This window comes from Streptomyces sp. NPDC002793 (assembly GCF_040295485.1).
In the GTDB taxonomy this organism is placed as follows: domain Bacteria; phylum Actinomycetota; class Actinomycetes; order Streptomycetales; family Streptomycetaceae; genus Streptomyces.
In genome coordinates this window covers 40,661-64,058 of record NZ_JBEOVL010000002.1, presented here as the reverse complement: position 1 = coordinate 64,058, position 23,398 = coordinate 40,661, and the positions used below count along the sequence as shown (strand labels likewise).

General features: G+C 70.6%; 21 protein-coding genes. 16 read left to right on the top strand and 5 right to left on the bottom strand.

Annotation, left to right across the window (positions count from 1 at the left end):
- Positions 1–404: 404 nt before the first annotated feature.
- Positions 405–1,511, bottom strand: a complete 1,107-nt coding sequence (locus ABT001_RS01975; protein ID WP_351270907.1) for a ferric reductase-like transmembrane domain-containing protein — start codon at positions 1,509–1,511, stop codon at positions 405–407.
- A gap of 258 nt (positions 1,512–1,769) precedes the next feature.
- Between ABT001_RS01975 and ABT001_RS01970 the strand changes: the two genes are divergently transcribed.
- Genes ABT001_RS01970 through ABT001_RS01950 form a run of 5 tightly spaced genes read left to right on the top strand, consistent with a single transcriptional unit; the run spans position 1,770 to position 6,966 of the window.
- Entirely contained in the window at positions 1,770–3,359 is a 1,590-nt protein-coding gene (locus tag ABT001_RS01970) for an ABC transporter substrate-binding protein (protein ID WP_351270904.1), read from the top strand.
- A gap of 20 nt (positions 3,360–3,379) precedes the next feature.
- Entirely contained in the window at positions 3,380–4,348 is a 969-nt protein-coding gene (locus ABT001_RS01965; protein ID WP_351271533.1) for an ABC transporter permease, read from the top strand.
- A 5-nt stretch (positions 4,349–4,353) separates the two neighbouring features.
- Positions 4,354–5,256 (top strand): ABC transporter permease, encoded by a 903-nt coding sequence (locus ABT001_RS01960; protein ID WP_351270902.1) that lies wholly within the window; start codon positions 4,354–4,356, stop codon positions 5,254–5,256.
- Between the two features lie 56 nt (positions 5,257–5,312).
- Positions 5,313–6,257 carry an ABC transporter ATP-binding protein gene (locus ABT001_RS01955; RefSeq protein ID WP_351271530.1) on the top strand — a complete coding sequence of 315 codons (945 nt, stop codon included), beginning with the start codon at positions 5,313–5,315 and terminating at the stop codon, positions 6,255–6,257.
- On the top strand, positions 6,250–6,966 hold the full coding sequence (locus ABT001_RS01950) for an ABC transporter ATP-binding protein (protein WP_351270900.1): 717 nt from the start codon (positions 6,250–6,252) through the stop codon (positions 6,964–6,966). Before ABT001_RS01955 ends, ABT001_RS01950 begins: the two co-directional genes overlap by 8 nt.
- 37 nt (positions 6,967–7,003) lie before the next feature.
- Here ABT001_RS01950 and ABT001_RS01945 read toward each other — a convergent pair whose 3' ends face one another.
- On the bottom strand, positions 7,004–8,773 hold the full coding sequence (locus ABT001_RS01945) for a glycoside hydrolase family 35 protein (protein WP_351270898.1): 1,770 nt from the start codon (positions 8,771–8,773) through the stop codon (positions 7,004–7,006).
- A gap of 123 nt (positions 8,774–8,896) precedes the next feature.
- On the opposite strand from ABT001_RS01945, the gene ABT001_RS01940 reads away from it, so the two are divergent.
- The 11 genes from ABT001_RS01940 (at position 8,897) to ABT001_RS01890 (ending at position 20,217) form a co-directional block, all read left to right on the top strand.
- Positions 8,897–9,865, top strand: coding sequence for a helix-turn-helix domain-containing protein (locus tag ABT001_RS01940; protein WP_351270895.1), 969 nt, complete (start codon positions 8,897–8,899; stop codon positions 9,863–9,865).
- A 74-nt stretch (positions 9,866–9,939) separates the two neighbouring features.
- Complete coding sequence (locus ABT001_RS01935) at positions 9,940–10,665, top strand: response regulator transcription factor (RefSeq protein WP_351270892.1); 726 nt, start codon at positions 9,940–9,942, stop codon at positions 10,663–10,665.
- Positions 10,666–10,797: 132 nt separating this feature from the next.
- On the top strand, positions 10,798–12,027 hold the full coding sequence (locus tag ABT001_RS01930) for a cytochrome P450 (protein WP_351270889.1): 1,230 nt from the start codon (positions 10,798–10,800) through the stop codon (positions 12,025–12,027).
- 20 nt (positions 12,028–12,047) lie between these two features.
- Positions 12,048–12,245, top strand: a complete 198-nt coding sequence (locus tag ABT001_RS01925; RefSeq protein ID WP_351271527.1) for a ferredoxin — start codon at positions 12,048–12,050, stop codon at positions 12,243–12,245.
- Entirely contained in the window at positions 12,242–13,387 is a 1,146-nt protein-coding gene (locus ABT001_RS01920; RefSeq protein WP_351270887.1) for an NAD(P)/FAD-dependent oxidoreductase, read from the top strand. Before ABT001_RS01925 ends, ABT001_RS01920 begins: the two co-directional genes overlap by 4 nt.
- Positions 13,384–14,205, top strand: a complete 822-nt coding sequence (locus tag ABT001_RS01915; protein ID WP_351270885.1) for an SDR family oxidoreductase — start codon at positions 13,384–13,386, stop codon at positions 14,203–14,205. The genes ABT001_RS01920 and ABT001_RS01915 overlap by 4 nt, the downstream gene beginning before the upstream one ends.
- Before the next feature lie 248 nt (positions 14,206–14,453).
- On the top strand, positions 14,454–15,677 hold the full coding sequence (locus ABT001_RS01910) for an oxygenase MpaB family protein (RefSeq protein WP_351270882.1): 1,224 nt from the start codon (positions 14,454–14,456) through the stop codon (positions 15,675–15,677).
- A 207-nt stretch (positions 15,678–15,884) separates the two neighbouring features.
- Positions 15,885–18,191: a molybdopterin cofactor-binding domain-containing protein gene (locus ABT001_RS01905; RefSeq protein ID WP_351270879.1), complete on the top strand. Its 2,307-nt coding sequence runs from the start codon at positions 15,885–15,887 to the stop codon at positions 18,189–18,191.
- Positions 18,192–18,205: 14 nt separating this feature from the next.
- Positions 18,206–18,682, top strand: a complete 477-nt coding sequence (locus ABT001_RS01900; protein WP_351270876.1) for a (2Fe-2S)-binding protein — start codon at positions 18,206–18,208, stop codon at positions 18,680–18,682.
- A gap of 136 nt (positions 18,683–18,818) precedes the next feature.
- The gene (locus ABT001_RS01895) at positions 18,819–19,655 is read left to right on the top strand and encodes an alpha/beta fold hydrolase (RefSeq protein ID WP_351270873.1); all 837 of its coding nucleotides are present in this window, start codon (positions 18,819–18,821) and stop codon (positions 19,653–19,655) included.
- Between the two features lie 22 nt (positions 19,656–19,677).
- Positions 19,678–20,217, top strand: a complete 540-nt coding sequence (locus ABT001_RS01890; RefSeq protein WP_351271524.1) for a TetR/AcrR family transcriptional regulator — start codon at positions 19,678–19,680, stop codon at positions 20,215–20,217.
- Between the two features lie 39 nt (positions 20,218–20,256).
- On the opposite strand, the gene ABT001_RS01885 is transcribed toward ABT001_RS01890, so the two are convergent.
- From ABT001_RS01885 to manD, 3 genes are all read right to left on the bottom strand, one after another.
- Entirely contained in the window at positions 20,257–20,766 is a 510-nt protein-coding gene (locus ABT001_RS01885) for a hypothetical protein (RefSeq protein WP_351270870.1), read from the bottom strand.
- Between the two features lie 19 nt (positions 20,767–20,785).
- The gene (locus ABT001_RS01880) at positions 20,786–21,856 is read right to left on the bottom strand and encodes a DNA polymerase III subunit beta family protein (RefSeq protein WP_351270869.1); all 1,071 of its coding nucleotides are present in this window, start codon (positions 21,854–21,856) and stop codon (positions 20,786–20,788) included.
- Between the two features lie 312 nt (positions 21,857–22,168).
- Positions 22,169–23,383, bottom strand: coding sequence for a D-mannonate dehydratase ManD (gene manD, locus ABT001_RS01875; protein WP_351270866.1), 1,215 nt, complete (start codon positions 23,381–23,383; stop codon positions 22,169–22,171).
- Positions 23,384–23,398: the final 15 nt, after the last annotated feature.

The following is a 23,398-nucleotide window of genomic DNA, read 5'->3' as shown; positions in this document are numbered from 1 at the left end:
ACGGATGCCGTAGTAGAGAGTGCTGTGCGCGGTGTCCGGCAGGCAGAGCACATCGTGACCGTCCGAGTCCCCGTCGCACCGCGAGCCGGTCGGGGCTGACGCCGGGCGCGGCGGACTCCATCCGACCCGCCCTCACCCGTTCCCGCCGTTCGTGATCGGGCTTCCGGATGTTTCAGGCAGAAGAGCCGACGGACGCGATCCTCGGATGCCCGCCCCGCCGGGGCGTTCGAGTCGACGCCGGTGTGGTGGAGTTCTGGGCATCGGCCGGTTGGGCCGCCCTGAGGTCAGGAGAGGGGGTCAGGAGAGCGTTCCCCCTGGGCGGGGGCGCGGATACCGACCGCTCCTCACCCGCCGCGCGATGAATCACTGCTGCTGTGTCACGACACGAGGTGCGCGCGGTCGGCTCACGTGGTGTCGGCGTCGGTCGACCGGCCCGCCTCGGCGGCTCTGCGGCGGGCCGAACCGGCGGACCGACGCCTGACCCTGATGACGGTGGCTCCCACGGCCAGCACGAACAGGATCAGTCCGGCCCAGATCACCGCCTTGTCGGGCCACGGCGCCAGAGGGGCGTCTTCCGGGGAGCGTCCGCCGTCCACACCGGTGACGACGACGGCCACGAGCGCCGACACCGTGACCACCACAGCGATTCTGCCGAGCAGTCGAGCGCTCGTCGGGAGCGCGCTCCCGCGCTGCCGCGGTCCACGCGACGAGAGGCGTTCGCTCGGGCGGGCGGGCGCCGTCAGACGGGCGAGGAGCAGCAGGGCGATGGGGATCTGCAGGATCCAGAGCATGGTGCGGAAAGGGCCGTCGAACCATCCCTGGGTGGTGTACAGCAAGGTGTGCCAGGCGCTGAGGATGTAGACGACGATGGCGAACCGGTGCAGAGCCAGCCACACACGGGATCCCGTCCGGTGCCGGAGATAGAAGGCGAACCCCAGGGGGATGGCCAGATAGAAGGCCAGGAGACCCACCAGGATGGCGACCCGGCCGGTACCGGTGGCGTATCCGCCGGGCACGAACACATCGACGAACGCCGTCCACACGCTGCGTCCTGGTGACCACTGATCCTGATTGGTCCGTATCTGTTCGGTGAAGAAGAAGAACGCGTGCATGAACATCAGACCGATGGTGGTCAGGCTCGTGGTGCGATGCCATTTCTCCAGCCTGGCAGCGGACAGCCGGCTGCCGCCGGGCCTCGGGCCCGAACGCAACAAGCCGAATATCACGGTCATGTAGGCCCACAGCATCGCCGACCAGCCGAACGCCTGGCACATCCAGTACATCCAGAACTCGTCGGCGTCCTCGAGCATCGGCATGATCTTGATGGTCGCCGAAGTGCCGTTCGCGATACGTGTGTAGAGGAGCCAGTAGATCAACGCGGTGACGATCAGAGCCAGTGACGCGTCGGGCACCGCTCCCCGGAGATCGGCGCGCAAGGCCGGCCAGTCGAAACCGGTGCGTGCCTTGGTGTTCCGAGAAGGAGGCGTCACTGATCCAGAGGGATTCGCCATCACGCAACTCCGCCTCTCGTGTTGCAGCAACGGAGCCTTGGCGGTGAAAACCCTCAGCGGCGTTTTCCGTTGGCAAGCTCCCTTCGGTGGAGGGTAGCGGCCTGGTTCGTGCCAGGGAAGACGATGATCGGACGCCTGCCCGGCTCGCCGTTCGAGGGTCCAGGGTCCGAAAGCGGCTGCCCGGAGCGGGTCTTACCCGGATCATCTCTTGCAACTAGTATGCAATAACTTGGCTGACGCAAGAGGGGTGTGAGGTGCATGAGGAGACCACGCGTGCGAGCTGCCGCGGCTGTCGTGGTGACGTTGGGCGTGACAGTGGCCGCGTGCTCGGCACCGAGGAGCGGCGGGGACCCCGAAGGCAGGGCCGACTCGGTCGTGATCGGGGTGGCCTCGGAGCCGGACACGCTCAGTCCGCTGCTCGGCTACGGCAAGGACGGCAATTCCAAGCTGTTCGACGGTCTGCTCGCCCGGAACGCCGACATGGAACTGATCCCGGCGCTCGCCTCGGCGCTCCCCGAGATCAGTGCCGACGGGCTCACGTACACCTACACCCTCCGCAAGGGGGTGGAGTTCAGTGACGGTGAACCGCTCACCGCCGCTGACGTGGTCTTCACCTACCGCGCGGTCCTCGACGAGAAGACGAACAACACGGCCCGCAGCGAGCTGGATGCCATCGAGGACGTGAGGCAGGAAGGGAAGAACACCGTCGTGTTCCGCCTCTCCTACCCCTACACCCCCTTCGCCGGACGTACCGTGCTGCCGATCGTCCCCGAGCACATCGCCGGCGGAGAGGACCCCAACACGGGTTCCTTCAACAGCGAGCCGGTCGGCACGGGCCCGTACGTCCTCTCCTCGTGGCGCAAGGGGGAGAAGCTGACCTTCACCGCCAACCCCGACTACTGGGGCGGGCCGCCCGAGGTGGAGACACTCACCATGGCGATCGTCCAGGACGACGACGTGCGCGCCACCAGGCTGCGCTCCGGAGATCTCGACGGGGCGATCCTGCCACCCGACCTCGCCGCCACCTTCGAGAAGGACAGCACGAGAACGACGTACACGGCGGCGTCCTACGACAACCGCACCGTCACCCTGCCGACCTCGGGCGAGGTCACCGGTGACCGTGCCGTCCGGCAGGCCCTGGACGCCGCCGTGGACCGTGCGGCCATGGCCGACAAGATCCTGGACGGCGCGGGCCACCCGGCGTACGGGCCCATACCCGCCGACGACCCCTGGTTCGCACAGGAGGTGAAACGCGCTCACGACCCCGGCAAGGCCCGGAACATCCTCGACGACGCGGGCTGGACGGCGGGGGCGGACGGGGTCCGGGCCAAGGACGGCCGCCGAGCCGGTTTCACCCTGCTCTTCCCCTCGGGCGACAAGGTCCGGCAGGACCACGCCCTCGCCTACGCGTCCGATGCCAAGGAGATCGGGATCGACGTCACCGTCGAGAGCGCCACCTGGGAGGTCATCGAGCCACGGATGAAGGACGACGCGGTCCTCGCGGGCTTCGGAAGTACCGGTGACCCCGACTTCGCGCTCTACACCATGCTGCACTCGTCCCTCGCCGGAGACGGGTTCAACAACATGGGCCGCTACGACAATCCAGCCGTGGACGAGGCACTGGACACCGGCCGCCGCACCCGGGATCCAGCGGCCCGTGAGGCCGCTTACGACACGGTGCAGCGCGAACTTTTCAAGGATCCCGGCTACACCTTCCTCACCCACATCGACCACCTCTACGTCCTCGACGACCGCTGGGACGGGCTGACGACGCAGACCGAACCGCACGAACACGGCTTCGCCGGAGGTCCGTGGTGGAACGTCGAGGACTGGAAGTCACGAGGGTGAGAGCGCTGCCCTGGGGCGCGATGGCACGACTGGCGGGACGGCGGGCCCTGTTCGGCGTCCCCGTACTCCTCGTCGTCACCTTCGGTGTGTTCGCCGTCGCCGCGGCCTCCCCGTTCGACCCCGTCAAGGCCTACGGCGGCACCGCCGTGCTCGGCGCCGACCAGGAGACGCTGGACCGGTTGCGCGCCAACCTCGGCGCCGACGAGCCGTTCGTCCTGCGCTGGTGGGACTGGCTGACGCGGGCCGCCACCGGCGACTTCGGCGACTCCAGCGTCATGCGGCAGCCGGTCGCCCAGGTGATCGGCGAACGGCTCGTGTGGTCGACGCTGTTGTGCGCGGTCGCCTTCGGCCTCGCCGTGCTCGTGGGCACCGTCGCCGGGGTGCTGGCGGCACGCCGCCCCGGATCGTGGTTCGACCGTGCGGCCACCTCGCTCGTGTACACGCTGGAGGCCGCCCCGGTCTTCTGGATCGCTCTGCTGGCCATCTGGCTCTTCGCCCTCCAATGGGACCTGCTCCCCGCCGGGGGCCTCACGGACACCGGCGACGAAGTGGTGTCCGCCGGTCAGGTGCTCCACCACGTGATCCTGCCCGCCGGAGTGCTCGCCGTCTCCCAACTCCCGTGGTTCACGCTGTACGTACGCCAGGGGGTCGGCGACGCACTGGCGGAGGACCCGGTCCGGGGCGCCCGCGCCCGGGGGCTGAGCGAACGCACCGTACTGCTCGGACACGCCCTGCGCTCCGGGCTGCTCCCGGTACTCACCCTCATCGGGTCCCGGGTCCCCGAACTCATCACCGGGGCTCTCCTCGTCGAGACCGTCTTCAGCTGGCCGGGCATCGCGGCGGCCACCGTAGAAGCGGCCACGTCCGTCGACTTCCCGCTGCTCGCCGCCCTGACCACCCTCGCCACCGTCGCGGTGCTCGCCGGGAACCTCCTGGCGGACCTGCTGTACGGCCTGAGCGACCCGAGAGTGGAGCTGAGTGAACTGTGACGTCCATGACCGACACCGGGGCAGGGACGACGGCCGGCCCGGAGGCCGAGCCTGTCTGGCGGTCGCGCGGCGCCGACCGCCGGTCCACCCGCACCGTCCGGGTGTACACCTCGGCCGCGCTGATCGCCGTCACGGTCCTCGCCGTCCTGTTCGTCCCCCCGGTCGTCCAGCTCGACCAACAGGCCATCGACCTCTCCGCCGAACTCCTGCCGCCGTCCTGGGCGCACCCGTTCGGAACCGACGACGTCGGCCGTGACCTGTTGCTGCGCTGCGTCTACGGGCTGCGGGTGTCTCTCCTGGTAGGAGTGGCGGCCGCCCTCACGGCGACCGTCATCGGCACGGCGGTAGGAGCGTGTGCCGGAGCACTGGGCGGCTGGGTCGACCGGGGCCTCATGCGTCTCGTCGACACCTTCTCGTCCGTACCGCACCTGCTGCTGGGCATCTTCATCATCGCGATGTTCCGGCCCGGGGTCTGGCCCGTGGTCGTCTCGGTCGCACTCACCCACTGGCTCTCCACCGCACGGATCGTCCGCGCCGAGGTCCTCTCCCTGAAGTCCCGCCCCTACATCGACGCGGCGGTGTCGGGCGGTGCGTCGCGGTGGCGGGTGACGGTGCGGCACCTGCTCCCCGGAGTGCTGCCGCAGGCCGCGCTGGCCGCCGTCCTGATGATCCCGCACGCGATGTGGCACGAGTCCGCGCTCTCCTTCCTCGGACTCGGGCTGCCCACCCACACCGCGAGCCTGGGCACCCTCATCCAGGACGCACGCGGCACCCTGCTCGCCGGGCAGTGGTGGCCGACACTCTTCCCCGGCCTGTTCATCATCGTCCCCACCCTCGCCGTCGCCGGCCTCGCCGGAGCATGGCGCGAACGCCTCAACCCCCGCCGGCGATCGGAGCTGATGCTGTGAACCGGCGAACCGAGTCACCCGTCCTGTCGGTCCGCGGTCTGTCCGTGCGGTTCCTCATGCCGGGCGGCCGCCAGGTCGCAGCCGTCACCGACGCGCACTTCGACGTCGCGGAGGGGGAGTGCCTGGCCCTGATCGGCGAGAGCGGATGCGGGAAGTCCGTCCTCGCCTCCGCACTCCTGGGTCTCCTCCCGGCCAACGCCCGGACCGCCGGGCACGCCCGCCTCGGCGGGCTCGACCTGCTCACGGCCGACGAGCGCACCCTGGCCCGGACGGTGCGGGGCCGGATGATCGGGCTCATCCCGCAGAGCCCGGCCGCACACCTCACGCCCGTACGCACCGTCCGCTCACAGCTGGAGGAGACCGTCGCCCAGCTGACCGGCGTGCGGGGACGTGCCGCCGTACGGGCCGCGGGCCGAGCGGCCGCCGCGCGGGCCGTGTTCCCGGCCGGGCACCTGGACCGCTACCCGCACGAACTGTCGGGCGGCCTCGCCCAGCGCGCGGCCACCGCCCTCGCCCTCGTCGGCGGCGCACCCCTGCTGCTGGCCGACGAGCCGACGACCGGACTCGACCGCGACCTGGTCGAGCACACGGTCGACGAACTACGCCGTCACGTCGACACCCCGGCCGATACGCCGGGGAGCTCGTCCGGCGACACCCGACGAGCCCTGCTGATGATCACCCACGACCTGGCAGCGGCCGAGCGCATCGCCGACAGGGTGGCCGTCATGTACGCGGGCCGGCTTGTCGAACTGACCGACGCGAAGGCCTTCTTCGGCCGGCCCGGCCCCCGCCACCCGTACAGCCGAGGACTGCTACAGGCCCTGCCCGACCGGGACTTCACCCCCATACCCGGGATGCCACCCGAACTCGGCGACCTGCCCGCGGGCTGCGCCTTCGCCCCCCGCTGCGAGCGGGCCACCGAGGCCTGCGGGATCCGACCACGCACCACGGACTCCGTCGCCTGCCACCACCCGCACCTGACGGAGGGCATCCGTGCTTGAACTGCGTTCCATCACCGCCGGATACGACCGCCGGGCCCCCGTCGTACGTGAGGTCTCCCTGACGATCGAGCCGGGCGAGGCCGTCGGCCTGCTCGGCCCCAGCGGCTGCGGCAAGTCGACCCTGGCCCGCGTCGCGGCCCTCCTGCACCGCCCCTACTCCGGAACCGTCGTCCTGGACGGCGAGCCCGTCCACCGATGGCGCCACCGCGCTCCGCGCGCCCTGCGCACCGCCCTCGGCATCGTCTTCCAGCAGCCCAGGCTCTCCTCCGACCCCCGCCTGCGGCTCGCCGATCTGATCGCCGAGCCGCTCCACGCCACCGGCCGGCGGGAGGAGGCCGACGGCCGGGTCGCCGAACTGGCCACGCTCCTCGGCCTCACCCCCGACCTGCTGCGCCGGCGCCCCCACGAGGTCAGCGACGGCCAGCTGCAACGTGCCTGCCTCGCCCGTGCACTGGTCCTTCGTCCCCGATGGCTGGTCTGCGACGAAGTGGCCGCCATGCTGGACGCGTCGACGACGGCCGCGCTCGTCGAGGTCATCGAGCACTACCGCACGACGACCGGCGCGGGACTGCTCGCCGTCGGTCACGACCCCGCACTTCTGCGCCGCTGGTGCGACCGCACGGTTCACTGGGAGTCCCTGGCGGCACCGCCCCGACCACCCGAGGACCGCCCCTCGACGCTCGTCCACGACAAGGAGGGCCGGTCCTGACCGGGGGCCGGGCGCACGCGGCTCCGGGCACAGACCCTCAGCCGAGGGCGAGCAGACGGTCGCCGGAGCGCTCCAGCTCCAGGACCCACACCTCGTTCACACCCTCACGCAGCACGGTCCCCGGAACGTGGAGCGACTGCTGGGGCCCCACGTTCCAGTACCGTCCCAGGCAGAAGCCGTTCACCCACACGAATCCGCGCTCCCACCCCGGCAGGGCGACCCCGGCGTCGCCCGCCCCGCGCACGTCGAACGTTCCGCGGAACAGACCTGCGGCTCCCGCTTCCGGGGCGCGGAACGGGACCTCGCCGAGTGCGTCCGTACCCTCGAACGCGTCCAGGGCCAGCCCTCGCGCCCGTACTCCGTGCAGGTACTGCCGCTCGTGCAGCACGCCCCCCGTGATCCCCTTCCGCTCGGCCGTGCGAGGCCCGTAGTTGACCCGCCCCAGCGACTCCACCCACAGCTCCACCGCCGCAGGCCCCGCGACCGGCTCGTCCAGCGCCGTGTACGAGCCCGCCTCGGCCGGGCCGCCGCCCAGCACCCCGGCCCGCACCCCGTCGACGTACACCACCGCCAGGTCCCGGAGTCCGGTCACTCCCAGCGGATACGGGGGACGCGGCCCCGGCACCTCCACCCTGTAGCGGACCACCCCCCGGTCCACCCCCAGCTCCTCGAACGACGGCGGCATCGCCCACTCGGCCTCCGGGCCGCCGAGGGTGTCCATCACATCACCCAGCGGCGCCCATTCCACGAGCTCGGCACGGACCGGACCGGCCGACGCGGCGGGTGGGGCCGGTACGTCGGGCAGAGGGGCACCACCCGCCTGGTACCGCGCGAGGATGTCCCGGAACAGCCGGAACTTCTCCGTCGGGCGGCCGTACTCGTCGACGGGGGCGCCGTAGTCGTACGACGTGACAGTCGGCAGGAGCTCCCCGTCGTGCAGCTCTCCGGCGCGGTTCGCCCCCGACCAGCCGCCGAAGCTCGTGCCGCCGTGCGCCATGTAGATGTTGACGGACGCGCCGCACCGGAGGATCTCCTCCAACGCCGAAGCGGCGTCGGCCGGGGTCCGCACCACCGGCTCCGCACCCCACTGCCCGAACCATCCGCACCAGAACTCCATGCACATCAGCGGCCCGTCCGGACGGTGCCGCCGCAGCGTCTCGAAGGCCTCCAGGGCCCCCGATCCGAAGTTCGCCGTCGCCAGCAGCCCCGGCACCGACCCGCCCGTCAGCATGTGGTCCTCCGGTCCGTCGGAGGTGAACAGCGGTACCGTCAGACCGAGTTCGCGCAGCAGCTCCGCGAGACGGCGCAGATACACCTGGTCGGAGCCGTAACTGCCGTACTCGTTCTCGACCTGCACCATGATCACCGGACCACCCCGGTCGATCTGCCGCCGCACCACCTGCGGCAGCAGCCGCCGGAACCACCGCTCCACCGGCCCGAGGTATTCCGGATCGCGGCTCCGCACCTGATTGCCCAGCGCCCCGGTCAGCCAGTGCGGCAGGCCCCCGTTCTCCCACTCGGCACAGATGTACGGTCCCGGGCGCACGATCGCCCAGAGCCCCGCCGCCTCCGCCGCGTCCAGGAACCGGCCCAGCGCCTCCACGTCCCGGTGGTGCCCCTCCTGCGGCTCGTGCAGATTCCACGGGACGTACGTCTCCACACAGTTCAGCCCCATGGCACGCAGCATCGCCAGTCGGTGCCCCCACTGGGGCTCGTGCACCCGGAAATAGTGCAGCGCACCCGACAACAGCCGCACCGGGCGCCCGTCCAGCTCGAAATCCCGCTCACCCACCGCGAACTCAGCCACGTCTACCTGCCTCTCGGTCCACCCCCACCTCACCCTCTGGCGGTGGCACAGTCCATGGACAAAGATCAGCGTTGTTTGGACACAACGGAGCGCCGGCGATCGGGCGGGGAGGAACAGAAGCGGATGTACCACACCTGGATGCGCTATTTCACGCCCGGCCCGACCCACCACGAGCTGGGCCTGGTCTGCCTCGGAGTCGGTCTCCAGCACGGCACGTTGCCCACCGTCGGACCGCGCACTCTCGACCACCACGTCGCCGTCGTCATCAGCGCGGGCAGCGGGTGGTACCGCCGCCCCGACGGCGGACGCACCACGGTGGCTGCCCCCGCACTGATCTGGCTCGTACCGGGCATCCCGCATCACTACGGTCCCGACCCCGCCACCGGATGGGACGAGGGCTTCGTCGACTTCACCGGCCCGGCCACCGTCCCGTACACCGAGCTCGGCTACATCGAACCCGACCGCCCTGTCGTCCCCCTCGCGGACACCACGTCCGCCAGGGCCGCCGTGAGCCGCATCGCCCGTGCCGCCCGCCGCGGCAATCCACTCCTCGAAGTCGAGACCGGCGCAGCCGTGCACGAACTGCTCGTCGCCCTGCGCCGTGCCCGCGCGGGGACCGGAGCCGATGGGGACCCCGTACTCAGCGCCCTCGCCCGGGACGCCTTCCAGCCCCTGTCCGTCGCCGAACACGCCTCCCGCCACGGCATGACCTCCGCCGAACTGCGCGTCGCGGTACGCCGGGGCGCCGGATGCAGTCCCAAGGAGTACCTCCTCGGAATCCGCCTCGGCCGAGCCAGGGAACTCCTCGCCGCCACCGAGCTTCCCGTCGCCGCCGTGGCCCGCCGCGTCGGGTACGACGACCCCGCCTACTTCTCCCGCCTCTTCACCCGCCGCGTCGGCATGCCCCCCGTCCGTTTCCGTGAGCAGCAGAGCGGGGTGGTGCCCGGCGGCTGGAGTCACCGGATCCCGGACCCCGACCGTCCGCCGACCGTCGACGCCCCGCCGGCGTCGTCCCCTTGCGGGAGCGACGGTGTTCACTCGCCGATGCCCGCGTATCGTGGAGGAGTTCGCCGCTCGGGGGGAAGGGAATGAACTGGCGATGACTCCGTCACCCCGCGCAGCCGGTGTAGTGGGACGTGCCGGCGTCCGGCCGACCCAGACATCCGATGCGAGTGGATGACGTGCGTCCGACCTGTCACGAGGAACGGTCCAGGTACGGCCGTCGCCTGCTCGCGGCGATTCCCGAGCCCGGTCTCCGCCGGTCGCTGGCCGCGCGTCTGGGTTCCTCGGGTTACCTCGTCGAAGCGGTGGGAACCGGCGCTGCCGCCGTGGGGTACCTGGGCGAGCGGCGCTTCGATCTGATCATCGTGGACATGGACATCCCCGACCTGTGGGATCTCGCCCACCATCGGCCCGCCCTGGTCGAGCGGCCACCCATCCTGTGCGTCACCTCGTGCGAGTCGCTGGACCGACTGGTGCCCGAGATCGGCACCGAGGTGGACGACTACGTCACCAAGCCGTGCCGCGTCGCCGAACTGCTCGCGCGTGTCCAGGTCCTCCTGCGGGCGGGAAACGCCGCGCACGGATCGGGGTTGCGCCACGAGGACCTCAGGCTCGACGAGATCGTCTATCAGGCGTGGCGCGGTGAGCGGAGGCTGGACGTGACGGCGGCCGAGTACCGGTTGCTGCGTCATCTACTGCTCAACGCGGGGCAGGTGCTGTCCAAGGAGCAGTTGGCGTGGCAGGTGTGGGGTGAGTCGCGTGCCACCAACACCGTGGAGCGGCTCATGTCCCGGCTTCGGCAGAAGGTCGACAGGACGCGGCCCGCGCTCATTCACACCCGGCGCGGATTCGGTTACTGGCTGGGAGACGAAACAGCCCCCAAGGTGTGACCCGCATCACGTCAGCTTGTTGTCAGGTTGCTGTCCGGAGTCGGTCAGACAGCTCTGTTTGCATGCGCTTGTCGATGTTTCCCGTCGTCCGGGGCCCGTGGTGGCACCGGTGGCGACGAACTGAGGAGGCCCATGTCCGAGACCCTGAAGCCCGCCGACCGTATCCCCGGGTATCCGATGCGGCGGGACCCGCAGTGTCCGTTCGCACCCGCGGCGACGGTGCGTGAGATGACCCGCGACGAGCCGGTGGGCAAGGTCCGGATCTGGGACGGCAGCACACCCTGGTTCATCACCCGGCACGCCGACCAGCGCGCACTGCTGAACGATCCGCGGCTGAGCATCGACGAGAAGCGCGCCGGCTATCCGCACATGACGCGCAGCCGTGCAGCGGGAGCCCCGCATCACCCGGCGCTGATCACCAACACCGACCCGCCCGAGCACACCCGGCTGCGCCGGACCGTCAACGCCCCGTTCATGGTCAAGCGGGTAGAGGCGCTGCGGCCCCGCATCCAGGAAGTCCTGGACGGGCTCATCGACGACATGCTCGCCGGGCCGAACCCGGTCGACCTGGTCCAGGCGATCGGCCTTCCGGTACCCACGCTGGTGATCACCGAGATCCTCGGCGCGCCCTACGAGGATCATGCGTTCTTCCAGACCACCAGTCACGTGCTGATCAGCCACGAGTCCACGCCCGAGCAGGCCCAGGAAGCCGGCGGCGCACTGGGCAACTACCTCGGAGAGCTGTTCGCCAAGAAAATGGCCGAGCCCGGCGACGACGTGATGTCGGAGATGGCGGGACGGGTCAAGGCCGGAGAGATGTCGGCCGAGGAAGCCATCACCATGTCCAGCGCGATCCTCATCGCCGGACACGAGACCAGCGCCAGCATGATCTCGCTGGGCACCCTCGCCCTGCTGCAGAACCCGGACCAGCTCCAACTGCTGCGCGAACGCGGCGACGACCCCAAGTTCGTCGCCAACGCGGTCGAGGAGCTGCTGCGTTACCTGACGATCGTGCACTCCGGGATCCGGCGCATAGCCAACGAGGACATCCCTGTACGGGACAAGGTCATCAAGGCCGGCGACGGGGTCATCTTCGAACTGGCCGGGGCCGACTACGACGCCGAGGAGTTCCCCGACCCCGAGAAGCTGGACCTGACCCGGCCCGCCCGCCGACACCACGCGTTCGGATACGGCGCCCACCAGTGCCTGGGCCAGTCCCTCGCCCGGGTGGAACTCCAGGTCGTCTACGCCACCCTCTACCGGCGCATCCCCACCCTCGCGCTCGCCGTCCCGTTCGAGGAGGTGCCGTTCGCGATGGAAGGCGTCGCCTACGGCCTCAAGTCCCTGCCGGTCACCTGGTGAAGAAAGCAGCAACGATGAGCATGCACATCGAGTTCGACGAGCCCAAGTGTGTCGCCGCGGGACAGTGCGCGATGGTCGCCCCCGACATCTTCGACCAACGCGACGAGGACGGCGTCGCCATCGTTCTCGAGGCCGACCCGGGCCCTGAACACCACGACGAGGTCCGCGAAGCGGCGGCCGTATGCCCCGCGGCGGCCCTCCGCCTGGTCGAACAGTGAACCGCGTCGTCATCGTGGGCGCCTCGGCCGCGGGCCTTGCCGCAGCCGAGACCCTGCGCCGCGAAGGTCATACGGGCACGCTCACCCTGATCGGTGAGGAGTCGGCCACACCGTACGACCGCCCACCGCTGTCCAAACAGATCCTCGCCGGCGCATGGGAGACGGAGCGGCTGTCCCTGCGCACCGAGGAACAGATCGACGAGCTGAAGCTGGACCTGCGGCCCGGCACCGCCGCCACCGGCCTGGACACGGACGCCCGCCTCGTGGACCTGGCCGACGGCGACCAGGTCGGCTACGACGGGCTGATCGTGGCCACCGGGGTCCGCCCACGCCGGCTTCCCGGCAGGGGCGGCCATGTGCTTCGGACCCTGAATGACGCCCTGGGCCTGCGGGAACGGCTCGGCCCCGGGAAGCGGCTCGTCGTGGTCGGCGCCGGATTCCTCGGCGCCGAGGCCGCCGCAGTCGCCCGGGCGCTCGGCTGCGAGGTGACCCTACTCGAACCCGCGCCGGTGCCACTGGCCCACGCCGTGGGGGAACGGGTGGGACGGGTGCTGTCGCAGGCGCACCGCGAACACGGCGTCGATCTGCGCACCGGCGTCGCGGTCACCGAGGTGATCGACGACGGCGTGACGCTCGTGGACGGCACCCGGATCGAGGCCGACGAGGTACTGGTGGCGATCGGCTCCCGGCCCAACACCGAATGGCTGACCGGCAGCGGCCTGGACATCACCGACGGACTGGTCTGCGACCAGTACAGCGAGGCCGCCCCCGGTGTCTACGGCGCCGGGGACGTCGCCCGGTGGCACAACCCGCTCTTCGGCGTCGACATGAGGATCGAGCACCGCACCAACGCCGCCGAGCAGGGCATGGCGGCGGCGCGCAACCTGCTGCACCCGGACGCGCGCAAAGCGTTCGCCCCGGTGCCGTACTTCTGGTCCGACCAGTACGACATGAAGATCCACGCCTACGGCTACCCGCGCGGCCACGACACCGTCGACATCGCCGAAGGCGACCTCGAACAGCGACGGTTCCTGGCGACGTACCGCAAGGAAGGCCGCCTGGTCGGCGCCCTCGCGGTCGGCATGCCCCCCAAAGCCATCCGCCCGTGGCGGCAGGCCCTTCTCGACACGGAGGAACGATGAGAGAACCCGACGTCGTCGTGGTCACGGGCGCGGGAGGCATGGGCCTGGCAATCGCTCGGCGCATCGGCAGCGGCCGGACCGTGATCCTGGCCGATGCCTCCGCCGAAGCCCTCGACCGCGCGGTCACCGCGCTGCGCGCCGAAGGCCACGCCGCCCGAGGGCAGCTCACCGACGTCTCCGACGCCCGGGCCGTGGTCGAACTCGCCGAGGGGGCAGGCGAGAAGGGCCGCGTGACCGCGGTGGTACACACCGCCGGAGTCTCCCCCGCCACCTCCACGGCGCAGAGGATCATGCGGATCGACCTGGCCGGCACCGCGCACGTCATCGACGCCTTCACGACGGTCGCGACCCGCGGCACCTCACTGGTCTGCGTCGCCAGCATGGCCGGACACTACGCGACACTCACCCGTGCGGAGGAGAACGCGCTCGCGACGGCTCCCACCGAGGACCTGCTGACACTCGACGTGGTCACCTCGGTGGGAGACGACCCGATAGCGGCCTACATCATCGCCAAGCGTGCCAACCAGGTCCGTGTGGAGGCCGCAGCCCTGGCGTGGAACCGCCTCGGCGCCCGCATCAACACCATCAGCCCCGGCGTCATTTCCACCCCCATGGCCACGTCCGAAGCGGAAGTCTCCTCGGGCGACCACATGATGGCCATGCTCGACGTCTGCGGCGCCGGCCGCACCGGGACGCCCGGCGAAGTCGCCGAGGTGGCGGCGTTCCTGACCGGACCAGGATCCCTCTACATCACCGGCACCGACCTCCTCATCGACGGCGGGCAGGCCGCCTGGCTGCGCCGGCACCGCCCGCGGTAACGACGTGCGGCCTGCGCGCCGTACGCGTGCGGTCCGGCGTCGGACCCGGACATGGAGACGGCCTCGGAAGGCCCGGGGCCGGTCCGACAGGTTCCGCGATCGTCGCTCCGATTCCGTGAGGGCTCTGGCGTCGAGGTCCCGATTGTGCTCCCCTGGGATACAGAGATGCTCGATCTGTTTCACCGTATCAAAGCGGCGTCGTGGGACCACAGGTCTCCACCGCAGGGCTCGAGGAGGAGTTCAGAACGATGGACGGACTCAGCAGGCGCAAGATGTTGATGACGGGTGGGGCGCTGGGAGCGCTCGGAGCCCTCGGGGCGGCCTCGCCGGCCCAGGCGCGCTCCGTGTGGACCTGGGCGCCGAGCGGTTCGGTGGCGGGGGAGGGGGCGGGGCTCGACCCCGAGTGGGTGTGGGACGACGAGGCCGACCCGGTCCTCGCCGCGGTGATCGAGCGGGGTGAAGTGGCCAAGGTCAACGCGGCGTTGCGGCAGTGGACCCGCAACGACCAGGCCCTCCCGGCCGGTCTCCCCACGGACCTCCGGGACTTCATGGAGCAGGCCCGGAAGATGCCGGCCTGGACGGACAAGGGCAAGCTCGCCGCCGCTGCCAGGTTCACCACGAAGAAGGGGATCTACACCGGTGCCCTGTACGGGCTGGGCAGCGGAATGATGAGCACGGCCATCCCCAGGGAGGCGCGCGCCGTCTACTACTCGAAGGGCGGTGCGGACATGAAGGACCGCATCGCCAAAACCGCCCAACTGGGCTACGACGTCGGTGACCTCGACGCCTATCAGCCTCAGGGCGGGATGGTCGTCACCGCCGTGAAGACACGACTGGTGCACGCGGCGGTCCGTCACCTGCTGCCGCAGTCCCCCGGATGGAACAGGTCCGGCGACGGTCAGACCATCCCGATCAGCCAGGCCGACATGATGGTCACCTGGCACAGCCTGCCCACGTTTGTCATGCGCAAGCTAATCGACTGGAGGGTGCCGATCACCTCGGCGGAGTCGGCGGGGTTTCTGCACGTGTGGCAGGTGACCGCGCACCTGATGGGCATCAGGGACGAGTACATCCCCGCCACCTGGGACGATGCCAACGCCCAGGCCAGGCAGGCACTCGACCCGGTTCTCGCCTCCACCCCCGAGGGCGAGGAACTGACCGACGTACTCCTCGACATCGTCGCCGAACTCGACGCCGGCCTGACCCGACCCCTGATCAACGCCTTCGCCAGGTACACGCTCGGGGACCGGACCGGTGACCTGGTCGGCCTGGACAAGGAACCGTTCTGGCAGCCACTGATCAGCGCCGCCTGGCCGTTGCTGGTGGCCTTCCGTGAGGGGCTGATACCGCTGCCGCTCGTGCCCGCGGGCGCGTGGGCCGTGGAGGAGGCCCTCCGCAAGTTCGTCCTGCTCTTCCTCTCCGAAGGGAGGGGGATCCACCTCGAGATCCCCGACGGCAACCGCCCGTCCTGAGACGCCGTCGACACAGGCGGCATCGGCGGAGCGTGCGGGGTCGTGCCACCGGCGCGGCCCCGCACTGCCGGACCCATGTCTGAAACGAGCTCAGGAGGGGAATTCCCCCTGTTGCCCGTGATCCACACGCTGACATCCATGACTGCTGCGGCAGCACACATCCCGGCGACACCGTCGGTCCGGCGGCCGAGCCGGGGAAGGAGCGCCATGACCGGCACTGATCATGCGGCGGAGCGGGGAGTTGATCCGCGTACCGTCGGGAGGCGTCGGTTCCTCGGATACGTACTGGCTGCTCCCACCCTCATGGCCGCCGCGGAACTCGTCACCGCTCCCGACGCCCGGGCGGACATCCCCTCGCCCGAGATCACGGAACTGATCGACCTCAACGACGTGATGACCGCGGCGGCTCTGCCGACCTCCGGGCTGATCACGGTCGAGGTCCACCACGACGGAACCGTCTCCTTCGCGCTGCCGCGCGCCGAAGTGGGGCAGGGCATCACCACGTCGACGGCCATGCTCATCGCCGAAGAGCTCGACGTGCCGCTGGAGCGGGTACGCGTCACCCTGGCCGACGCGCGGCCGGAGCTGCTGTTCAACCAGCTCACCGGTGCGTCCAACACGACGATCTCGACCTACACCCCGGTCCGGGTCGCCGCGGCCGTCGCCCGCGGCCGCCTGCTCGAAGCCGCGGCCGTCCGGCTCGGGGCTTCCGTCGGTGAGCTGACCCTGAAGGCTGGGGTGGTCACCGGCCCGGCGGGCAGGAGCGTCGGCATCGGCGAACTGTCCGCGAAGGCCGCGGGGGCCCGGACACAGCAGGTGGCCGTCGACCTCAAACCGCGCGAACAGTTCACCGTCATCGGGAAGCCGCACGGCCGCGTCGACGCGCTCGCCGCGGTCACCGGCCGCAAGCAGTTCGCCATGGACCTCGCCGTCCCGGACGCCGAACCGACCATGGTGTGCCGTCCGCCCACGATCAACGGCACGGTGGGGTCGGTGGCCAACATCGCCGAGGTCCGCGGCATGTCGGGTGTCACCGACGTGGTCACGATCTCCACCGGGGTGGCTGTACGCGCGAAGACCTTCGGCCAGTGCATCGACGGGGTGCGCGCGCTGCGCGTGTCCTGGGAGCCGGGCAGCGCGGAGGGCGCGTCCGACGAGACCGTGCTCAAGAGGCTGCGGGCCGCCGAACTGCCGCTCGGGCTGCCACCGCTCACGTCGAGCGTGGAAGGCGACTTCACCTTCTACTTCCGCAGCAACAGCGCGCTGGAGACCAACTGCGCGGTGGCCGACGTGCGGCCCGACCGCGCCGAGATCTGGTCGAGCCTGAAGGCACCGATCGTCGCGAAGGAAGCGATCGCCGCGAAGCTCGGTCTGCCACTCGGCGCGGTCACGGTGCATGTCACCGAAGGGGGCGGCTCCTTCGGCCGGAAGCTCTTCTTCGACGCCGCACTGGAGGCCGTCGAGATCTCACGGAAGATCGGCAAACCGGTCAAGCTCATGTGGCACCGCGCGGACGACTCCCGCCAGGGGCGCGTCCACCCGATGGCCACCTCTCGCGTACGCATCGCCCATCTCGGCAACACCGTCCTCAGCTACAAGCAACGGCACACGAGCGTGTCCACCGACCTCAGCCACGGGCTCGGCGAGATCTTCACCGCCCTGGCCGCGAAGCTGCCCGTGGGCGACATCGGATTCTCCCAGACGTTCTTCCAGCTCTCCCAGTCGATGCCCTACGACTTCGGTGCCAACAGCCGGCTTCTGAGCGAGACCGACAAGAGTTTCAACACGGGCAGCATGCGCAGCGTCTACTCGCCGGACGCCACCTGCGCACGAGAGCTCGTCGTCGACCGGCTCGCCACGAAGCTGGGCAAGGACCCCTACAGGTTCCGGCGGGACTTCCTCCGGGACGACAGGTCCCGGGCGGTGCTGGAGAAGGTCGCCGAGGTGGGGGAGTGGGGTCGTCCGATGCCGGCCGGGACGGCGCAGGGGATCGCGTTCCACAGCGAGTACCACGCCGTCAGCGCGGTGCTGGTGGAGATCGACTGCAGGCCCGAAACGGTCGACCGTCCCATCCGCGACGGTGTGGCAGGACCGCGCGTGACCAGAGCCGTCGCCGCCGTGGACGTCGGCCTCGCGGTCAATCCGCGCGGGCTGGAGGCGCAGATGATGGGCTGTGTCATGGACGGCATCGCCATGACCCTGACATCCAGCCTGCACCTGCGTGACGGACACTTCCTGGAGGCGAGCTGGGACAACTACTTCTACACCCGGCAGTGGAACACGCCGCCCCGGCTGGACATCATCATCATGCCGACCACCACGGGCAAGCCCGGTGGCGCCGGAGAGCTGGGCGTCGCGGCGTCGATGGCCGCGGTCGCCTGCGCCTACGGCCGGGCCACCGGAACCATGCCGACGAGCTTCCCGATCAACCACGGCACACTCTCCTTCGACCCCAAACCGACCGTGCCCCCCATCCCGGACTCGCCCACCGACGGCCTGGACCACGTCCGCTGACGTAAGGAGAAACCGTGCCCGAGCACACATTCCGCCTCAACGGCGAGACGGTCACCGTCGATATCGACGACGACGTGCGCCTCCTGTGGGTGCTGCGTGACGTCCTGGGCGTCACCGGACCGAAGTACGGTTGCGGCATCAACGTCTGCAAGGCGTGCACCAGCCACCTCAACGGCAGGGCGGTCAACCCCTGCGCGATACCGGTGAGTGCCCTCGGGCCGACCGACGAGATCACCACGATCGAAGGCCTCCCGGCCACGGTGGGGGCGGACCTTCATCCGATGCAGCAGGCGTGGATCGATCAGGACGTCGCCCAGTGCGGGTACTGCCAGCCCGGCCAGATCATGGCCGCGGTGGCACTCGTCCGCCGTGTGGCCGAAGAAGGACGGGGGATCACCGACGCCGACCTCGACGGCATCCGCAACATCTGCCGCTGCGGTACCTACGTCCGCATCCGCGAAGCGATCAGGGCAGGCGCCGAGGAGATGTGAGCGGTCCGGGATCCCGGCGGCGGCCGACGGCGGGTGCGGCGCCCGGAACGTGAACGTCCCGGGTGTCGAGTGATTGACAGACAGGGCTAATGTCATTAGCTTATAGCTAACACACTTAGCCAACTTGGGGGCTGTCATGACCGAATACCTCGCCGTCGACGGCGGCACGCTCGCATACGAAGTGACGGGGTCCGGACCGCTGGTGGTCCTCGCGCACGGCATGGGGGACAGCCGGGCCGCCTACCGGGCCGTGATCCCGTCGCTGGTGTCGGCGGGCTACCGGGTCGCCGCGGTCGATCTGCGCGGCTGCGGCGAGTCCGGTGTCGACTGGCCGGACTGGAGCCGCACCGCCGTCGCGGGCGACCTGCTCGCCGTGATCCGCCACCTGGGCGGCCCGGCCGTACTCGTCGGCCACTCGCTCTCCGGCGGAGCCGCCACCATCGCCGCGGCGCAGGAGCCCTCGCTGGTCACCGCCGTCGTCGAACTGGCGCCGTTCACCCGCAAGCAGTCGATCCGCCTCGGTGACCTGCGGGTCGGACGCTACCGGCGCGGAATGCTGCGGCTGCTCGGCGCAGGCGTGTTCGGCAGCGTGCCGCTCTGGCGTTCGTACCTCGACGAGGCCTACCCCGGCGCGAAGCCGGCCGACTGGGCCGAGCGGCTGGGGCGCATCGACACACTGATGCGCGAACCGGGCCGGATGAAGGCCATGCAGGGCATGGGCCGCAGCGCCCCGACCGACGCCGGCGCGCAACTCGGCAACGTGCGCTGCCCGGTGCTGATCGTGATGGGCACGCTCGACCCCGACTGGGCCGACCCGCACGCCGAGGGTTCCGCGATCGTCGACGCCCTGCCGCCCGGCACCGGCCACCTGGAGATGATCAAGGGTGCGGGGCACTATCCGCATGACCAGTTCCCCGACCAGGTGGTGTCCCTCGTGCTGGCCTTCCTCCGGGCGGACGCGGCCCGTGCCTAGGGCGGGCCTGGACCCCACTGCCGTGGTCGCGGCCGGTGCCGCCCTCGCAGACGAGGTCGGCCTCGCCCAGCTGACGATGGGTTCGCTGGCCGCGCGGCTGGGCGTGCGCACCCCCTCGCTCTACAAGCACGTGGGCGGTCAGGAGGACCTCAACCGGCGTATCGCGGCCCTGGCGTTGAGCGAGGCGGCCGAAGCCGTCGGCGGCGCGGTCCAGGGGTACGCCGGCCGTGACGCCCTGGCTGCCGCGGCGCGCGCCTTCCGCACCTTCGTCCTGGAACACCCCGGCCGGTACGCCGCGACACTCGGCGTGGAACCGTCCGGTCCGGACGACCCGCTGGCCACCGCGGGCCAGCGGCTGCTCGACGCCTTCACGGCCGTCCTGCGCGGCTACGAGATCGGGGAACACGACGTGGACCACGCCCTGCGCATGCTCCGCAGCCTCTTCCACGGCTTCGCCACGCTGCAGTCGGCCGGCGGATTCCGGTGGAGAGTCGACATCGACGAGAGCTTCGAGTGGCTGATCGCCTTCGCCGACCGGGGGCTGGGCGCGCTGCGCGGATGAGTGACACGCTCCGCCACGTGCGCAGGCCGGACAGGTGCCTCACCCGGGAGAACCGGGTGCGGACGCCCGCCGTGCACGGTCCCGGCGGGTGATGGCTTCGGCGACCTCTCCGACCGCGGCACGAAGAAGGTCGCCGTAGGAATCCTGCGGCAGGGACGGGGCGTGCGTCCTCGCCGCCTCGATGTGCCCGGTGGCGGCCTCGAAGGAGCCGAGCCGGCGGTAGTCGTCGGCGAGGTTGAGGTGCAGGGAGGGGTAGAAGCCGGCGACGTGCAGGCCGGCATGGTGATCCTGGACGCGCTGCTCGGTCACGGCGTCGGTGGCGTCCAGCGCCCGGATGTCCCAGGCGAGGGCCTGGGCGGGATCCTCGTGGAGGTCCGCCAGGTGGTGAGCGAGTGTGCAGCGGTGCAAAGGGTCGCCGGTGACACCGATCGTGGACCACAGGTCCAGGAGTTCCCGGCGGGCGGCGGGGGCGTCTCCGGATCGGCCCCGGGTGACTGCCCGGCCGATGGCTTCCATGGTCGGGTCGGGGACGGCGGGTGCGGTGGTCATGTGTTCCTCGTCTGCTTTCTCAGGCGGAGTGGCCGGGTCCGACCGGCATGGCCAGGGTGGTGAGATCGCCGCGGTCTGCGGAGCGGATCGTGACGGGCTGGTCATGTCCTCTCAGGTCGAGCATCACGTCGGGGCCGATCGCGGTGCTCACGGCGGGGTAGAGCGTGGTCAGCTCGAAACAGATCCGGAGGGCCGGCCCCGACGAGGTGGCCGGGAGCGGGAGGCCGGGGTGTCCGTCATCGGAGGGCCGGACGGTCATTCCGTCGGCGGAGACGTGCAGCGCGATGCGTCGGCCGGGGTGTTCCTCCATCGCCCGCAGGAACAGATTCTTCGAGACCGTCACACGGGTGGTGACCTCACCCAGCGATGCCAGCATCAGCCGGTGGTCGGGGAACTCCCCGGGCAGCAGTCGGCAGTGCCGGTGCTCCCTCCCGGCCACCCGGAGCCAGATTCCGTGCGGCACCGCTTCGAGGGACACCAGCGCACTGCGGCGGATCTCGGTGACCGCTGCCCGCAGCTCGTCGCCGTCGACCGTACCGGCCCAGGACCGGTCCGGTGGTTCGGCAGGGACCAGGGTGCGGGTGGAGAGCCGGTACCGGTCGGTGGCGGTCAGGGTGAGCGCCTCGCCGCTCGCCTCGACGCGCAGGCCGGCGAGCACCGGCAACCCCGGCTCGTGCGCGGTCGCTGTCAGGACCTGCTCGACCGCGTCCGCCAGCACCGGGCCCTTGAGCGCCGCGATAGGCAGACTCGGCACATCACCGAGCCCGTACTTGATGAGTGCGGCCTTCTGCCGTGCCGCTGCGGCGTCCCCGACGACCTTGGCGACGTGCTCGTCCACCAGCCGGGACGCCTCGACCGCCTCCGCGTCGAGGACGGCCCCGGCCGCGGCGAGGGGCATGGCGATCTCGCGGAGCCGACGCAGCAGAGCGGCCCGGGCCACCTGGTCGGCGTCGTAGTAGCGGTAGCCCGAGACCGGGTCGGTCTCCGCGGGCCGGAGCAGCCCGGAGTCGGCGTAGAACCGCAACGCGCTGGAGGTCAGACCACTGCGTCGGGCGAAATCCCCGATCGGCATCAGTTCGGAATTCGGCACGTCGCCATCATCGGGCTTCAACCAGCTCGAAGGTCAACACCATGAGCGGGTGGCCGCACCGGGCACGGGACCGCGGACGCGGGTCGAGATCGTGAGGGCGGAAGGGGCGTGCACGGTGTACGGCATCGGCCGGACCGGGCCCGATCACGCGCCGAAGCCGTCATCCGGAGCGTCGGTTACGGCAGCGTGGAACACCCACGGTCCTGGCCGGCCGGGGGAGCGGTGCGGCCCGGCACGGGTCTTCCACGACACACGTCATGGAAGACCCGTGGCCCCGGCCCGGGGGAGCGCCGCACGCTCGCCCCGGTGAGATCACCAGTCGTGGACCGTCCCGTCGTGCAGCCGGTTGACCGGGAGGTACGCCGCTTCGTAGGGGTGGGCGGCGGCCAGTTCCTCGTCCAGATCCACCCCGATGCCCGGCGCTTCGCCCGGGTGCAGATAGCCGTTCTCGAAGGTGTACGCGTGGCGGAACACCTCCTCGGTGAGGGGCGTGTGGCCCGAGTACTCCTGGATACCGAAATTGTGTACGGCGAGGTCGAGGTGGACGGCGGCCGCCATGCCGACCGGGGAGATGTCCTCCGGCCCGTGGATCGCGCTCTTGATCTGGTACTGCGCGGCGAAGTCGAAGAGCTTGCGCAGCGGGGTGACCCCTCCGAAGTGCGTGACGGCGGAACGCACGTAGTCGATCAACTGCTCGGTGATCAGGGTCTGGTAGTCGTACACCGTGTTGAAGACCTCGCCGATGGCCAGCGGCGTGGTGGTGTGGTGGCGGACCGTGCGCAGAGCCTCCTGGTTCTCCGCGGGCGTGCAGTCCTCGAGCCAGAAGAGGCGGTAGGGCTCCAGGTCCTTGCCGAGGCGGGCGGCCTGGAGGGGGGTGAGCCGGTGGTGCGCGTCGTGCAGGAGGGGCAGGTCGGGGCCGAACTCGGCGCGTACGGCCTCCAGCACGTCCGGCATGTGACGCAGATAGGCGTCGGTGTCCCAGTCCTCGACCAACGGCCGGACCTGCTGGTGCAGGACGGGGGCGCCGTCGGCGTCCGTGCTCGACACGCCGTAGACAGCCTTCAGTCCCGGGATGCCGGACTGGACGCGGACCGCGGGGTACCCCTCGGCGAGCCGGGCCCGGACCGAATCGAGGAGCTCGGGTATGTCGCGGCCGTTGGCATGGCCGTAGGTGCCCACGCGGTCCCGGCTGGCACCGCCGAGGAGCTGGTAGAGCGGAAGGCCCGCGGCCTTCGCCTTGATGTCCCACAGGGCGACGTCGACGGCGGCGATGGCGGCCATCGTCACCGGTCCGCGCCGCCAGTAGGCGCCTCGGTAGAGGTACTGCCAGGTGTCCTCGACACGGTGCGGGTCGAGCCCGATCAGGAGGGGCACGACGTGGTCCTCGAGATAGCTGACCACGGCCAGTTCCCGGCCGTTGAGCGTGGCGTCGCCGAGGCCGGTGAGTCCCTCGTCGGTCGTCAGTTTGAGAGTGACGAAGTTGCGTCCGGGGCTGGTGACGACAACCTTCGCGTCGACAATTTTCATGCGGGGTACTTTCTC

Bases quoted from the DNA above. Each gene is read 5' to 3' on its own strand.
- ABT001_RS01975 (WP_351270907.1), bottom strand. From the start codon at position 1,511: ATGGCGAATCCCTCTGGATCAGTGACGCCTCCTTCTCGGAACACCAAG.
- ABT001_RS01970 (WP_351270904.1), top strand. From the start codon at position 1,770: ATGAGGAGACCACGCGTGCGAGCTGCCGCGGCTGTCGTGGTGACGTTG.
- ABT001_RS01965 (WP_351271533.1), top strand. From the start codon at position 3,380: ATGGCACGACTGGCGGGACGGCGGGCCCTGTTCGGCGTCCCCGTACTC.
- ABT001_RS01960 (WP_351270902.1), top strand. From the start codon at position 4,354: ATGACCGACACCGGGGCAGGGACGACGGCCGGCCCGGAGGCCGAGCCT.
- ABT001_RS01955 (WP_351271530.1), top strand. From the start codon at position 5,313: ATGCCGGGCGGCCGCCAGGTCGCAGCCGTCACCGACGCGCACTTCGAC.
- ABT001_RS01940 (WP_351270895.1), top strand. From the start codon at position 8,897: ATGTACCACACCTGGATGCGCTATTTCACGCCCGGCCCGACCCACCAC.
- ABT001_RS01935 (WP_351270892.1), top strand. From the start codon at position 9,940: ATGCGAGTGGATGACGTGCGTCCGACCTGTCACGAGGAACGGTCCAGG.
- ABT001_RS01930 (WP_351270889.1), top strand. From the start codon at position 10,798: ATGTCCGAGACCCTGAAGCCCGCCGACCGTATCCCCGGGTATCCGATG.
- ABT001_RS01925 (WP_351271527.1), top strand. From the start codon at position 12,048: ATGCACATCGAGTTCGACGAGCCCAAGTGTGTCGCCGCGGGACAGTGC.
- ABT001_RS01915 (WP_351270885.1), top strand. From the start codon at position 13,384: ATGAGAGAACCCGACGTCGTCGTGGTCACGGGCGCGGGAGGCATGGGC.
- ABT001_RS01910 (WP_351270882.1), top strand. From the start codon at position 14,454: ATGGACGGACTCAGCAGGCGCAAGATGTTGATGACGGGTGGGGCGCTG.
- ABT001_RS01905 (WP_351270879.1), top strand. From the start codon at position 15,885: ATGACCGGCACTGATCATGCGGCGGAGCGGGGAGTTGATCCGCGTACC.
- ABT001_RS01895 (WP_351270873.1), top strand. From the start codon at position 18,819: ATGACCGAATACCTCGCCGTCGACGGCGGCACGCTCGCATACGAAGTG.
- ABT001_RS01885 (WP_351270870.1), bottom strand. From the start codon at position 20,766: ATGACCACCGCACCCGCCGTCCCCGACCCGACCATGGAAGCCATCGGC.
- manD (WP_351270866.1), bottom strand. From the start codon at position 23,383: ATGAAAATTGTCGACGCGAAGGTTGTCGTCACCAGCCCCGGACGCAAC.